Source organism: Companilactobacillus nuruki (assembly GCF_002872255.1).
Lineage (GTDB): Bacteria > Bacillota > Bacilli > Lactobacillales > Lactobacillaceae > Companilactobacillus > Companilactobacillus nuruki.
This window is the reverse complement of sequence record NZ_NIPR01000043.1, coordinates 35,535-51,122: the sequence shown is the minus strand read 5'-3', so window position 1 is coordinate 51,122 and position 15,588 is coordinate 35,535. Positions and strand designations below refer to the sequence as shown.

Genomic DNA, 15,588 nt, shown 5'->3' with positions numbered 1-15,588 from the left:
TCAAAGTACAGTTCAGTAATGTTCACTTAAATTAAGAAAATGAAAAATATTCTAATTTGAAATCGTTATCATCCCCACATTTATGGAAAAATCTTCTATAATTAAAAGTAAGTTATTTAAGAAGGGGACTTTCAAAGTGCAAAAACAACGGTTTTTTCGAGTCAGTTTAGGATGGCAAATTATTATCGGTTTGATCCTAGGTATTGTTTTAGGACAGATATTTTATCAGAATAAGGCTGCTATTCAAGTAATGCAGAATATTGGAACAATGTTTATTTCAATGATCCAAATGATTGTGTTGCCAATAGTCATTTCTTGTTTAACAGTTGGTATTGCTAATATGGGGGATATTAAGAAACTTGGACGAATTGGATTAAAAACTTTAATTTATTTTGAAATTATGACAACATTAGCGATTATTATCGGTATTATAGTGGCTAATGTTACCCACCCTGGTACCTATATTGATATTCATAGTCTAAAAGGTTCGGATATTAGCCAATACACTGCAACGGCTAAAACAGCCAAACATTCGGGTATTTGGTCAATCTTGATGGGCATCATTCCAACTAATATTTTTGCCTCATTGGGCAAAGGTGATATGTTACCAATTATTTTCTTCTCAGTATTATTTGGATTAGGAACAGCTTCAATTGGTAAACAGGGACAAATTATTACTGATACCTTAAATGCTGTTGCTAATGTAATGTTCAAGGTAACTAACTGGGTTATGAGATTAGCTCCAATTGGTGTCTGTGCCTTAATTGGAGTAACTGTTGGGGAAATGGGATTTAACTCATTAAAGCCCTTGGCATTATTTATTATTATTGCCTATGCGACTATGGCCTTCTTCGTTTTTGTTGTGATGGCGGCAGTAGGACATTTATTCCATGTTAAATTTTATGAATTATTTAGAATCATTGAAAATGAAGTAACATTAGCTTTTACAACTGCTAGTTCTGAAGCTGCTTTGCCTAAGATGATGGAAAAAATGCAAAAATACGGTTCGTCAAAAGGAATAGTTTCATTTGTTATTCCAACTGGCTATACCTTTAACCTTGATGGATCGGCAATTTATCAATCGTTAGCAGCGTTATTCTTAGCACAGGCTTATAATATTCATCTAACTATAGGGCAACAAATTACCCTTGTGGTCGTTTTGATGTTAACATCTAAAGGGATGGCCGGTGTACCCGGAGCATCTTTCGTTGTACTCTTAGCCACGGTATCAACCATTGGTGTACCAATGCAGGGATTAACCTTCATTGCTGGTATCGACCGTCTCGTAGATATGGGACGTACTGCCGTTAACGTTGTCGGTAACTCACTTGCAACAGTTATTATTGCTAAAAGTGAAAAAGAGTTTGATGATGATAAACGAGAAAAGTATGTTGCATCCTACAAACGTGGGGACTAATCTTCATGTAGTAAGAAAACAAACGATTTAAACACACATAAATAGCCTACCGAATTTTCGGTAGGCTACTTTTTTTACATCATAGTCATAGTTAGAACAAAGGCGTTCATTAAAATATGACTACCAGCACTTACATAGATATTTTTTGATTTGTAATAAATAAATGAGAACCAAAGTCCCATCAATACATAAACAAAGAACCTAGTATCTTGATGCATAAAAGCAAATAGGCAAGCTGAAATAATACCTGCTATATAAATATTAGTGGGCTTTATCAAATTGGCAAAGAAAACACGTCTAAAGATGATTTCCTCCATGATAGGAGCAGCAATCATTACATAAATGAAATAATATGGATAAGCCTTGACCATTAATAATAATTGGATGGTATTTTGAGAACTAGTACTGTGGAATAATAAGCTATCCAAAAATCCGATTCCAAATTGGATAATGATTGCACCAACGGTTCCCAAAATTATCCATTGTAAATCATGATTCAAAGTGGTTTTTTCTTCAAAATTATTAGGACCACTTAATTTTACTAAATATATCATCAAACCACAGGCCAAAACTGCCCCTAGTGTAACGATGATAAAATAGCTGGTACCAGTGATAGAAAGCATAGATAAAACAGATCCTAGAGACAGTAATAGGATATAAGTAAGCAAAGTGAAAAATTGGTTTCTTTGGTAAGACATGATTTCCTCCATTTTTTTAAAGGTAAATACTTGCAACTTCACAATATAATGTTAATATAAAACTTGTGATTAGCACAAGAGATGTTTGAGTGCTAAATAATAAAAAAACAAAAACTAAAAATAATTAATCGGAGGGATTTAAATTGTTAAAACCACTTGGAGATAGAGTCATTGTAACAGTCGATAAAGAAGAAGAAAAGACAGTCGGTGGCATTGTTTTAGCAAATAATGCTAAAGAAAAGCCACAAACAGCCGAAGTCATTGCTGTAGGTGACGGCTTGGTTACTGACGATGGAAAGAAATTACCTATGAATATTAAAAAAGGTGATAAGATTCTTTTTGATAAGTATGCTGGCTCAACAGTTAAGTATGAAGATAACGAATATTTGATCCTTCATGAAAAAGATGTCATGGCAATTGTTGAATAACATTAAATATTAATCAATTAAAAATTTTAAATTATTTATGGAGTGTGAAAAATAAATGGCTAAAGAAATTAAATTTTCAGAAGATGCACGTTCAAAAATGCTAGATGGTGTTAATAAGCTAGCTGATACAGTTAAGACAACTATCGGACCTAAGGGTAGAAATGTTGTTCTTGAAAAGAGCTATGGCGCACCAGAAATCACAAATGATGGTGTTACAATCGCAAAGAGTATTGAACTAGAAGATCACTTTGAAAACATGGGTGCTAAACTTGTTTCAGAAGTTGCCTCAAAGACTAACGATATCGCTGGTGATGGTACAACAACTGCTACTGTACTTGCTCAAGCTATTGTTAAAGAAGGAATGAAGAACGTTACAGCTGGTGCTAACCCTGTTGGTATCAGAACTGGTATCGAAAAAGCTACTAAGGCTGCTGTTGATGAACTTCACAACATTTCTCATAAGGTTTCAGGTAAGAACGATATCGCTCAAGTAGCTTCAGTTTCATCAGCTAGTGAAGATACTGGTAAGTTGATTGCTGACGCAATGGAAAAAGTTGGTAACGATGGTGTTATCACCATCGAAGAATCAAAGGGTATCGAAACAACTTCAAATGTTGTTGAAGGTATGCAATTTGATCGTGGATATATTTCACAGTATATGGTTACAGATAATGACAAGATGGAAGCAGATTTAGATAATCCTTATATCTTGATCACAGATAAGAAGATCTCAAATATCAATGATATCTTGCCATTGCTACAAAGCATTGTTCAACAAGGTAAAGCTTTGTTAATCATTGCTGATGATATTGATGGTGAAGCATTGCCAACACTTGTATTGAACAAGATTCGTGGAACATTCAATGTTGTTGCCGTTAAGGCTCCAGGATTTGGTGATCGTCGTAAGGCTCAACTAGAAGATATTGCTACATTGACTGGTGGTACAGTTATCACAGCCGATCTTGGTCTAGAATTGAAAGACACAACAATTGATCAATTAGGTCAAGCAGGTAAGGTCACTGTTACAAAGGATAACACTACAATTGTTGAAGGCTCTGGCGATAAGGATGCTATCAATGAACGTGTTGAAACGATCAAGAAACAACTTGATGAAACAACATCAGACTTTGATAAAGAAAAACTTCAAGAACGTTTAGCTAAGTTAGCTGGTGGAGTTGCCGTAATTAAAGTTGGTGCTGCTACTGAAACAGAACTAAAAGAAAAGAAATATAGAATTGAAGATGCTCTTAATGCCACACGTGCCGCTGTTGAAGAAGGCTACGTTGCTGGTGGTGGTACAGCTTTGATGAATGTTCTTGGCAAGGTTAAAGAACTTAAAGAAACAGGCGACGTTCAAACAGGTATCAATATCGTTGCTCGTGCTCTTGAAGAACCATTACGTCAAATTGCTGAAAATGCTGGTATGGAAGGTTCTGTCATCGTTGAACACATCAAGGGTGAAAAGAACGAAGTTGGTTACAATGCTGCAACTGACAAATGGGAAAACATGGTTGATGCCGGAATTATTGACCCAACTAAAGTTACACGTTCAGCTCTTCAAAATGCTGCCAGCGTTGCCGCATTATTGTTGACAACTGAAGCCGTTGTTGCTGACAAACCAGATGAAAATGCACCTGCTGCTCCAGCTGCTAACCCAGCTGCCGGTATGGGCGGTATGATGTAGAAAGATTTTTCTATAGATGAATCAAGTAAATTCCAAACATTGATGGATACACTCTATCAATGTTTTTTTATTTCCAATCTAGTTAATAAAAGTATAAAATTGTTCATTAGCGAATAAATAGAAGAGAGAATCATAATGGACAGTATCGGATTTGGTAGAAAAATAAATTATACCCCCATGCTTGTGAGTTGGGCTGTTGGGTTGATAGTGGGATTATTAATATTTATTTTTTCTCATCAGTGGTTGTTAGCAGTTATTTTAGGAATTACATTTTTAGTTATCAGTGCATTGATTTTTGCACGGAGTTTATCGGATTTCTATGGATATTGGGAAGTCGATGATAAAGGGATTAAATCACATAATTACTTAAATTTTAGTGTGAGATTGCAATCTGTGTTATTTCCATTTTATGAAGAACAGGATAAATTTGAATTTAAAGATATTAAAAGTTTAACCGTGGTCGTTGGTAAAGAAATGAACGCTCCAGCAAATATTTTGGGCGGATCATTTTATGCACCAAAGAAAATAATGTTTCATCTTCCAACTCCATATTATTTGGAACTAACGTTAAAAGATGGACGACAAATAAATTTGGACTTGTCAGCTGATTGGGATGATTCTGAAACAATTGAGTATATTATTGCTTTGATTTGTTCGGAGGCTGAAATTCCTGCTGATATTGTTAAACAATCAAATTAAAATACCTGTCTGGTAACCATTTTGGTTACTAGACAGGTATTTTTATACTATTTACTTTTATCAGTAAAAATAAATATAACTAGAATAGCATTTGGAATTTCCTCAATATTTTCATGTTAATTTTGAGGCGTATCTTGAATTGACCAAGTAATTTGACCAGTATATTTTCCAGATTTGGCTGTTCCTGGAACACGTAATTCCCATTTATTTAAACCGACGTATTGAGAAATCGAAAAGTTTTCATAGGATCCATCGAAGCCGTCACTTTTAATAGGAACGGCAGTCGTGGATAGCGGTGTCCATTTAGTACTCCCATCTGAAGTCGCTTGTTTAAAGAACAGAACTGTGCCATTGTCATTAACTAATTTGTTATCTCCACTTTTTATAGGATTGATATCATTATCATAGCTGACAGAAACTTGAAATGGAGAATTATTACTATGATTAATAATTAAATTTCCTTCTGTCTTTTTATTCAATAGCATCCTTTCCGAACCACTGGAATTAATGGAACCAAAATCGATTGAGGAAGGAACCTCTACGAAAGAGGTAGTTGGTTGTTTTTCAGTAATATTCAAAACTGCAGGATTAGAAATTAAGTTGGTATAAGTATCACCACTGTTAGTTGTAACATTGTTCATTAAAGCAGTATTTGATATTGATGTTTGTGTTTTACCAATAATTTCTGCTCTGAAGATGACCGTGGCTGAAGGTCCAGTGACACTTAGACTAGTCCCTACAGAATCAGGTTGAGGAACTCCGTTAACAGAGACGCTTCCAGAAACTAATTTCAGGTTGCTAGGGTTATCATTAATTACAGAGTTGACATAATTACCAGTTTTCATAGCATCGGAACCAGTACTTGTTAAAATTGATTTGAATTCAATTATGTTACCAGCTTCACCAGTAGCGGTGCTATTAAAAGTACTATCATTATTAGATACATTTCTCAATTGGTTTGAGAAGTCGGGCTTGAAGTTGGAAGCTGCAACTGGTATATCAACACTGGCTTTATATGATTTATCACCATCGGCGTATGTGACGTTTGCACCTGTGAAGTTAGCAGTATTGGTTAAAGTACCAGATGCTTTGCTATTAATAGTAGCGTCAAAGGTTATATAGTACTTACCTTTTTCGGTTATATTAGTATTAGGAGTGAAGTTTAATTTGTTATCTAAAAGATAAGAACTAGGAATATCGCCAGATCCTTTGGTAACCTCAGTATCAACTTGATTATTCCCAGTACCAGAGGTAGTCATCTCTGTCCACTTGTAAGAAGCAGAGTTAGGATCAATAGTTAAACCTGTTGGCATGGCATCTTGAATCTGCTTAAAATTCCAAGATGATCTTAAACCATCATTTTGAACTGTTAAGGTAAAACGTAGTTTATCACCAAGATGATTCAAACCATCGCTGTGAGGAGTAGTATTGGTATAAGTTTTTTTGACATTAGGGATTGAGTAGCCAGCTAGAGTAGCACCTATGTTAGAAGCATAATGTAGCGTTTCACCGGGTTGCATTTTGTCCTTCATAGGCCATCTTAATGTGTAAGCTGAGTTTTGCTTATGATTTTCGTCAACTACGGGGTAAGTAACGCCATTTCTAATACCATAAAGAAGATTTGAACCTGCTAAGCGACCATTATCACCAAATGAATCAGCATCTACTGTGGTTGTACCACCGGAGTATTTAAGCGATGGGCTTGTAATAGCACCACCTGCATTGATATCAGCCTTACCTTTAGAATCCCAGTTTATAGAGGAAGAATAAGCTTTACCCATGTAGGCCGAAAATCCATCCTTTACGTCATTTGTGACATAAAGTTTAGCGTCACTAGTTGCTGGATTTTTTGCGCTGTACAAGTAAAGGCCTTCGTCATTGCCCATTGAGTATAAAGGCACATCATCAACCGCAGGAGAACCAGTTGCATCAATTGAGGTATCCTCACCATAGTAAATTTGAAATTTTGATTTAGCAGATTCGGTTGTAGGATTATAGAGATATAGTTCTCTTTGTACTATTGGAGAACCTGAAAGAGATGGGCGCAATAATATCTCGGCATATAAACGCTGATTACTAAGGTAACCACCAATTTTATAAACTGGATTATTATTAGCATCAGTTCCCTTATAAAAGACCTTATATGTTAATTTTGGTAAGATACCGTAATTTGTCCCAGAAAGAGCAGAAATACCATTGACAAATGCAAAATCGAGAGAGGTGTCGGATGTTCTTTCTGGATATCCTCCGGTACCAATATAAGAATTAGCGGCTTGGTGAAGTATGCCGTCATCGATAAGCGCAATGTTATTAACAACATCTTGTTCCGTAGCGTCAACTTTGATAGTTGTACTTTTGTCAAGAATCATTAATAAACAAATCACGGCAAGAATAGATATAAGTGTTTTAAATAGATCCCTAATAATTTTCCTCATTGCTTTATCCCCAAATTAGTTCTATGTTTTATTAAATTAATTATAGATAAAATTAATTAATTAATAACTTCAATTATGGAAAACTTTTTTTTCATAATGGTCATAATAATAAAATAAAGGAATAAAAATGAATGAATTTTGCCTATTATCACAAGAATGTGTAAAGCATATAGAAAGTTCTATTAAAAATATTTAGTCTTAAGCTCCTTTGAGAGGGTATAATTCTAAGTTAATACTTAACTGGGGGATAATTTTATGATAGGAACAATTTTTAATGTCGGCATGATTTTAATAGGAAGTTTTGTCGGCAGTTATTTTAAAAAGGGAATTAAAGCAGAATATAACGAGATCCTCACACAGGCATTAGGTATGGTGGCTATCATGATAGGAATAAATGCTGTTGTTCAACATATGCCTAAAAGTCACTATCCAGTACTTTTTATTGTGAGTTTAGCTATTGGGGGACTGTTTGGACAATGGTTAGACTTTGAGAAACACTTTAATAATTTGGTTGGCAGATTCTCTAAGCCCAATCTTGATGGTAGCAGCAATTTGGCTGAAGGATTAGCGACAGCTGTGTTATTGTACTGTATTGGATCTTTGTCGATCTTAGGACCAATCCAAGCAGCTTTGAACAAAGACTATACGTTTTTGTTTACTAATGGGATGTTAGACGGAATTACATCTATTGTGTTGGCATCGACTTTTGGTATAGGGATGGCTTTGGCGGCAGTTGCTGTTTTGTGTTGGCAGGGAAGTATTTATTTGATCGCTATGTTATTGCAGAACTCTATTAATACCAACATGATTACTGAACTTACAATTGTTGGTGGTATTTTGATTTTTGCTTCAGGGTTGGGATTATTAAATATTAAAAAGATCAAGGTATTAAATTTATTGCCTTCATTAGCAGTTCCTATTATTGTGATTGCGATTATGGGATTGTTTTAATGGAAAGACTGGACGAACGTCTGGTCTTTTTAATTTCCAACAAAATTGATACAATACTATAGGTAAAGATTGGGGACAAAAATATAATGAAAATTCTTTTCGTTGGCGATGTCGTAGGATCAGTCGGCATTAAGGCTATAGAAACATATCTACCTGAGATCAAGAAAAAGGTTAAGCCACAATTAACAATTGTTAATGGTGAAAATGCTGCTGGTGGTAAGGGTACTAAAGAACCTGATTATCAAAAAATCACTCGTGCCGGTGCAGATGTTGTAACGGGAGGAAATCATACATGGGATAAGCGTGAGATTTTAGATTTCATTGATGATCCAAAGAAAAATATTCTTCGTCCATATAATTTTCCGGGGGATGTTCCTGGACGTGGATACTTAGAAATTAAGGTAAATACCAAAAAGGTTTATGTCATTAACATGATGGGAACTGCCTTGATGCAACCAATCGAAAATCCATTTATTAAAGCTGATAAGTTAGTTTCTAAATTGGATGACGACGCAGTAAAATTTGTCGATTTTCATGCTGAAACTACTAGTGAAAAAATTGCCTTTGCTAATTACATGACCGGACGTGTCTCGGCAGTCTGTGGAACTCATACCCATGTTCAGACAAATGATGCACAGGTTATCAACAAGCAAACAGCCTATCTAACCGATGTTGGTATGACAGGTTCATACGATGGTATTTTGGGCGATAAAAAAGAACCAATTATTAATCGTTTTTTGACACAAAGACCTAATAAGTTTGATGTTGACGAAGACGGTCGAATGCAAATTGGTTTTGCTGTTATTGATATCAACGATACAACTAACAATGCACGCAGTATTAAGAATTATGTAATTACACCGAATAATCAATCATTTTTGAATTAATGGAGGGAACTTATGCCTCAAAAAACTAAAGAAACACCGATGATGGAGCAATATCTGGAATACAAAAAACAGTATCCAGATGCTTTTTTGTTATATCGTGTAGGTGACTTTTATGAAATGTTTTACGATGATGCTGTTAAAGGTTCACAAATTCTTGAATTGACATTAACATCCCGTAATAAAAAAGCCGATGAGGGCATACCAATGTGTGGTGTCCCACATCATGCTATCGAGGGATATATTGATACACTTGTCGATAAAGGTTATAAAGTGGCAGTTTGTGATCAGTTAGAGAATCCTGCCGATGCACAAGGAAAGATGGTTAAACGTGGTGTAACAAGAGTGGTTACACCAGGTACCATCATGGATAAGTCTGATCAAGCCAAAGAAAATAACTATATTACAGCTATTACAGCAAAGAAAGACGTTTTCGGGTTAGCCTATGCGGACTTATCAACAGGTGAAGTCAAAGTTACAACTGTTGACAGTCAATTAGATTTAACTAATGAGTTACAAAATTTGGATACTAAAGAAACGGTTGTTTCTGGCAGTTTTCCACAAAAGTATTTAGACCAGTTACGTAAATATGGTATTTTGATTTCAAAATTGGATGAATTGGATAATAATTATAGTTTTGATTTTTCGCAGATTAGTCGAGATAATGAAGTATCAACAGTCAAACTGTTAATAAGTTATCTGATCAAAACCCAAATGCGCTCGCTAGATCACCTAAAACCGGCTCAATCTTATGAAACCTCAGCGTATTTGTTGATGGATCATTCAGCACAGAGTAATTTGGAATTGTTCAAGAATATCAGAACTAACAAAAAGTCTGGAACTTTGTTGTGGTTATTAGATGAGACTAAAACAGCCATGGGTAGTCGATTATTAAAGCAATGGTTGGCACGTCCATTGATCAGTGTGGAAAAATTGCAACAACGACAACACTTAGTACAGGTATTTTTGGATAATTATTTTCAAAGATCAACTTTTCAGGATTACTTAACTAAAGTTTATGATTTGGAACGTTTAGCTGGTCGTGTAGCTTACGGAACCGTCAACGGTCGTGATTTGATTCAATTAAAAACCTCTTTGGAGCAGATTCCAGAGATTAAATCAATTCTTTTAGATATTGGTGATGATGAATTAACAGCCTATGTGGAAAAGATTGATGAAGTTCAAGATATTCGTGAACTTATTGACAAGGCGATTGTGGAAGAAGCCCCTATCTCTATTACAGGTGGTGGACTGATAAAAGAGGGCTACAATGATCAACTTGATAAGTATCTGGATGCTTCCAAAAACGGTAAGCAATGGTTAGCATCTTTGAAGGCTAAAGAACAAGAATTAACTGGTATTAATAATTTAAAGATTGGTTATAATAAAGTCTTTGGTTATTATATTGAAGTCAGTCACGCCAATGTGGATAAAGTTCCAGAAGACCGCTACCAACGCAAACAAACATTAGTCAATGCAGAACGATACATCACGCCGGAGTTGAAAGAAAAGGAAAGTTTGATTCTGGAGGCTGAAGAAAAGTCTAAGAGTCTTGAATATCACTTATTTGATCAGATTCGTAAGAAGATTAAGGATCAAATTAGAAGAATTCAGGCATTAGCCAATATTGTGTCACGACTTGATGTATTACAAAGCTTTGCGGTCGTCAGTGAAGAGTATCATTATGTATCACCTGAATTTGTGGAAAAACATCAATTAAATATTACTAATGGACGTCATCCGGTTGTGGAAAAAGTTTTAAGTAATAATAGTTATATACCTAATGATGTTAATTTTGATGATAAAACCGATATCCTATTGATTACGGGTCCCAATATGTCAGGTAAGAGTACTTACATGCGTCAGATGGCATTAACTGTTATCATGGCTCAGATCGGATGTTTTGTGCCTGCAGACTCGGCTAAGCTGCCTATCTTTGATCATATCTTTACTAGAATTGGAGCAGCAGATGATTTGATTTCTGGCGATAGTACTTTTATGGTTGAAATGCGTGAAGCAAATGATGCTTTAAAGAATGCCACTCCAAATAGTTTGATTATTTTCGATGAAATTGGTCGAGGAACCGCAACTTATGATGGAATGGCTTTAGCACAAGCAATTATTGAATATATTGATAAGAATGTTAAAGCGATGACTTTGTTTTCAACGCATTATCATGAACTTACAGAATTAGAGGAACAATTACCAGGATTAAAAAATGTTCATGTTGATGCATCTGAGGAAAACGGGGACTTAGTATTTTTACATAAGGTATTACCAGGACCAGCTGATAAATCGTATGGTATTCATGTCGCAAAATTGGCTGGATTGCCAAATGATGTTTTAACTCGGGCAACCAAAATTTTGAGCAGTCTGGAAGAAACGTCTGTCCATACAACGACTTCGGATAGCATTCATGAAACAATTCAAGAACCAATTGAAGTTGTTTCTCAACCAGAAGAAATAACAGTTGATGATGAAGCACAACTATCGCTCTTCCCTGAAGTAGATAAAAAGGTTAAAAAGTTATCCAATAAAGAATCGCAAGTAATTAAAGAGATTGGCGACCAAGATTTAATGGGAATCACACCGATCGAAGCGATTAATTTATTATATAAGTGGCAAAAGAAGCTTAAATAAAGAAGGTGGAAAACGTGGGTATTATTCATGAACTACCAGTTGAATTAAGTAATCAAATTGCAGCTGGCGAGGTTATTGAACGCCCCGCATCAGTTGTTAAGGAGCTGGTGGAAAATTCCATCGATGCACAGGCTAGTCAAGTTTTGATCACAGTCAAACAAGCTGGTTTAAAGTCAATTGAGGTTAACGATAATGGAAAGGGGATTTCAGCAGATGATGTTGAGGTCGCCTTTTTACCGCATACAACTAGTAAAATTTCTACAGATCATGATTTGTTCAATGTAAGAACGCTCGGTTTTCGTGGTGAGGCTTTAGCTAGTATAGCTTCTGTATCAAAATTGACTGTTAATACTAGTACTGATGGTAAGGTAGCAACTCGAGCTAAGTTTTCTGGAAATGAGTTAGTTAAAAAGGAAACCTTTGCACGTTCTAAGGGAACAACTATGACTGTCGAGGATCTTTTCTTTAACACACCTGCTCGTTTAAAATATGTTAAGTCGCTACATACTGAATTAAACAAGATTGTCGATATTGTTGACCGTTTGGCAATGGGACATCCAGATATCTCCTTTCGATTGATCCATGAGGGCAAGGATCTTGTTTGGACGTCTGGAAATGATAATTTACAACAAACGATTGCAGGAATTTACGGTCGTACAATTGCTAGTCATATGCTGGATTTTGAAAATTCTGATCCAGATTATGAAATTAAAGGTTATTTTTCAAAACCTGATACAACTCGATCTAATCGTTCATATATTTCACTAATTTTAAACGGTCGATATATTAGAAACTTTCAACTAACTAATGCAGTTATTCGAGGATATGGTTCTAAACTGATGGTGGCTCGTTTTCCAATTGCTGTGGTGGACATTAAGATGGACCCAGCATTGGTCGATATCAATGTTCATCCTACAAAGCAAGAAGTACGTTTATCGAATGAAGGACATATCAGTGATTTAATTAGCGAAGGAATTAGACAACGTTTGTCTAATCAGAATTTGATTCCGGATGCAGTTAAGAATCTTGGTCGTAAAGAAACAATTTCTAAGATTGATACTTATAAGCCTGAACAAATCAGTTTAAGTGATATTGGTACTATTGATAAAATTAATGAACCCTTATCAACGAGAGCGATTGAATCAGAACAAGAAGTGCCAATGGAAGAAATTCCTAAAGTTTCGGAGAGATTTGAAACTCCAATGACAGGGATGCCTATTTTTAAAGACCCCAAACACCTGAATTCATGGGATCAAAGACTAAAACAAGAAGTTGAAGAAAAAATAAGAGTGGTTCCTGCAACTGATAATGAAGAGAAGTCACAAGAAGTCTCGGATTTTCCAGATTTACGCTATATTGGTCAAATTCATGGTACATATTTGGTAGCAGAAAGTCAGGATGGGTTTTATTTAATTGATCAACATGCCGCTCAAGAGCGAGTTAATTACGAATATTATCGTAAGGAAATTGGAAAAGTTTCAAATGATCAACAAAAATTATTAGTACCTATTGTTTTGGATTATCCTAATTCAGAAAGTATTTTGATTAAAGAAAAGAAACCAATTTTAGAAAGTATTGGTTTATATTTAGATGACTTTGGACAAAATAGTTTTGTAGTTAATACTCATCCAACATGGTTTGTACCGGGACAAGAGGAATCAACTATTAAAGAAATGATTGATTATGTTTTGAATGATTCCAAAATCAGTGTGGCTGCATTCAGAGAAAAAAATGCTATTATGATGAGTTGTAAGCGAGCCATCAAGGCCAATCATCATATTGATGATCGTGAAGCAGTTCAATTACTTAATAATTTAACCAAGGCTGAGAATCCATATAATTGCCCACATGGACGTCCGGTGTTGGTAGAATTTAGTAATAAAGATCTTGAAAAAATGTTTAAAAGAATACAGGATCCACATGATACCAGAGAAAGTGATGAATAGAGAGTGCAGTGAGGCTGAACAGCTCCTGAGGATTAAGATCACTTTGAGTCATTTGCTAAAGTAAATGGCTTCAAAGTTGGCTTAACCACAGGGAGCTGCCTCACGGAACTCGTTTGATGAGAAAGTGATGAATAATTATGTTTGAATATTTAAATGGTTTAATTACAACTGTTACTCCGTCATATATTGTTGTGGATGTAAAGGGTGTCGGTTACAAAGTTCAAGTAGCAAATCCTTATCGTTATGAAGAAAATCAAGAAGCACAAGTTTATGTTGAGCAGATAGTTCGTGACAATGAACAATCGCTTTATGGATTCTATGATTTAAATGAAAAGAATATCTTTCTTCATTTGATCAGTGTTTCAGGAATTGGCCCTAAAAGTGCATTAGCAATATTGGCTGGCCAGGATCTACAAGGTCTAATTCATGCGATTGAAAATGATGATGTCAAATATTTAACTAAATTTCCTAAAATTGGTAAGAAGACTGCTCAACAGATTATTTTGGATTTATCAGGTAAATTTACGGCAGAAGGACAAATGACACTCGGTGAGACTCCAGTTGTATTTAGTTCTGGCAATAAGGAGTTAGAAGATGGATTAGCCGCTCTGGAATCATTAGGATATTCAACACGAGAGATTGGAAAAATCAAAACACAACTTGAAAAAGAAAATCTTAAAAGCGCAGATGAATATTTACGTGCAGGTTTGAAGATGTTAAGTAAATAAATAACCAATATCAAATAAGAAGGGAGTGTCAAAAATCGAAAATAACGAAGATGAAAATGAACGCTTAACTGATGCTGATTCATTGGACAATATAGAAGATATTGTTGAACAGACGCTACGTCCCCAAACTTTTGATCAATATCTTGGTCAAGAAAAGGCTAAGAAAGAATTAGACATCTATATTGAAGCAGCTAAACAACGTCAGCAAACACTAGATCATGTTTTATTATATGGACCTCCGGGGTTAGGTAAGACTACGTTAGCAATGATTATTGCTAATGAAATGGGTGTCAATATTCATACGACAACTGGTCCTTCAATTGAAAAATCAGGAGACTTGGTGGCTGTATTAGATGAGCTGGAACCTGGGGATGTTTTATTTATAGATGAAATTCATCGGATGCCAAGAGCAGTTGAAGAGGTCCTTTACTCGGCTATGGAAGATTTCTATATTGATATTATTGTTGGTCAGGGAAGTGAATCACGATCACTACATCATCAGTTGGTTCCCTATACTTTAATTGGTGCAACTACAGCCGCTGGAAAACTTTCAGCTCCTTTAAGAGATCGGTTTGGAATTGTCGAAAGAATGGAGTACTATACCATAGATGAATTATCTAAAATTGTTTTTCGATCAGCTAACGTTTTAAATATCAATGTTGATGAAGAAGGTGCCCATGAAATTGCCCGTCGCTCTCGAGGGACACCTAGAATTGCTAATCGTTTATTAAAACGAGTTCGTGATTTTGCTCAGGTTGCTCATCAGGATACGATCGATTATGCAATGGCCAAGTCGGCATTGAATCAGCTGCAAGTTGATGATGCGGGACTTGATCATATCGATAGACGGATTTTGGAAATGATCATTGAATTGTATAATGGTGGTCCAGTTGGTCTAAAAGTTATTGCAGCCAATATCGGTGAGGAACAAGAGACAATTGAGGAAGTTTATGAACCATATTTAATGCAAATGGGATTTTTGAAGAGAACCGCAAAGGGACGTGTTGTAACAAGAAAAGGTTATGAACATTTAGATATGCCGTACCCTGAAAAAAACGAATAAAATGATTTACTCTCT

At 35.4% G+C, this 15,588-nt stretch carries 12 protein-coding genes; 10 read left to right on the top strand and 2 right to left on the bottom strand.

All coding sequences use genetic code 11. From position 1 onward, the window contains the following. Window positions 1–136 precede the first annotated feature (136 nt). Entirely contained in the window at window positions 137–1,417 is a 1,281-nt protein-coding gene (locus CBP76_RS09740; RefSeq protein WP_102196694.1) for a cation:dicarboxylate symporter family transporter, read from the top strand. A gap of 74 nt (window positions 1,418–1,491) precedes the next feature. On the opposite strand, the gene CBP76_RS09735 is transcribed toward CBP76_RS09740, so the two are convergent. Next, window positions 1,492–2,115, bottom strand: a complete 624-nt coding sequence (locus CBP76_RS09735) for a CPBP family intramembrane glutamic endopeptidase (protein ID WP_245865722.1) — start codon at window positions 2,113–2,115, stop codon at window positions 1,492–1,494. A 143-nt stretch (window positions 2,116–2,258) separates the two neighbouring features. Here CBP76_RS09735 and groES point away from each other — a divergent pair, with 143 nt between their 5' ends. The 3 genes from groES (at window position 2,259) to CBP76_RS09720 (ending at window position 4,926) form a co-directional block, all read left to right on the top strand. Then, window positions 2,259–2,543: a co-chaperone GroES gene (gene groES, locus CBP76_RS09730; protein ID WP_102196693.1), complete on the top strand. Its 285-nt coding sequence runs from the start codon at window positions 2,259–2,261 to the stop codon at window positions 2,541–2,543. Window positions 2,544–2,598: 55 nt separating this feature from the next. Continuing rightward, complete coding sequence (gene groL / locus CBP76_RS09725) at window positions 2,599–4,227, top strand: chaperonin GroEL (protein ID WP_102196692.1); 1,629 nt, start codon at window positions 2,599–2,601, stop codon at window positions 4,225–4,227. 135 nt (window positions 4,228–4,362) lie between these two features. Further along, the gene (locus CBP76_RS09720; RefSeq protein WP_102196691.1) at window positions 4,363–4,926 is read left to right on the top strand and encodes a hypothetical protein; all 564 of its coding nucleotides are present in this window, start codon (window positions 4,363–4,365) and stop codon (window positions 4,924–4,926) included. A gap of 116 nt (window positions 4,927–5,042) precedes the next feature. On the opposite strand, the gene CBP76_RS09715 is transcribed toward CBP76_RS09720, so the two are convergent. Further along, window positions 5,043–7,361 (bottom strand): cell surface protein, encoded by a 2,319-nt coding sequence (locus CBP76_RS09715; RefSeq protein WP_102196690.1) that lies wholly within the window; start codon window positions 7,359–7,361, stop codon window positions 5,043–5,045. A gap of 255 nt (window positions 7,362–7,616) precedes the next feature. On the opposite strand from CBP76_RS09715, the gene CBP76_RS09710 reads away from it, so the two are divergent. From CBP76_RS09710 to ruvB, 6 genes are all read left to right on the top strand, one after another. Continuing rightward, window positions 7,617–8,312 (top strand): DUF554 domain-containing protein, encoded by a 696-nt coding sequence (locus tag CBP76_RS09710; protein ID WP_102196689.1) that lies wholly within the window; start codon window positions 7,617–7,619, stop codon window positions 8,310–8,312. Window positions 8,313–8,398: 86 nt separating this feature from the next. Next, window positions 8,399–9,199: a TIGR00282 family metallophosphoesterase gene (locus CBP76_RS09705; RefSeq protein WP_102196688.1), complete on the top strand. Its 801-nt coding sequence runs from the start codon at window positions 8,399–8,401 to the stop codon at window positions 9,197–9,199. A gap of 12 nt (window positions 9,200–9,211) precedes the next feature. After that, complete coding sequence (mutS, locus tag CBP76_RS09700) at window positions 9,212–11,836, top strand: DNA mismatch repair protein MutS (RefSeq protein WP_102196687.1); 2,625 nt, start codon at window positions 9,212–9,214, stop codon at window positions 11,834–11,836. 14 nt (window positions 11,837–11,850) lie between these two features. Continuing rightward, window positions 11,851–13,782 (top strand): DNA mismatch repair endonuclease MutL, encoded by a 1,932-nt coding sequence (gene mutL / locus CBP76_RS09695; protein ID WP_166667249.1) that lies wholly within the window; start codon window positions 11,851–11,853, stop codon window positions 13,780–13,782. Between the two features lie 137 nt (window positions 13,783–13,919). Next, a complete protein-coding gene (gene ruvA / locus CBP76_RS09690; RefSeq protein WP_102196685.1) occupies window positions 13,920–14,510 on the top strand; it encodes a Holliday junction branch migration protein RuvA in 591 nt (196 codons plus the stop codon). 34 nt (window positions 14,511–14,544) lie between these two features. Beyond that, window positions 14,545–15,573 carry a Holliday junction branch migration DNA helicase RuvB gene (ruvB, locus tag CBP76_RS09685; RefSeq protein WP_102196751.1) on the top strand — a complete coding sequence of 343 codons (1,029 nt, stop codon included), beginning with the start codon at window positions 14,545–14,547 and terminating at the stop codon, window positions 15,571–15,573. The last annotated feature ends 15 nt before the right edge of the window (window positions 15,574–15,588 follow it).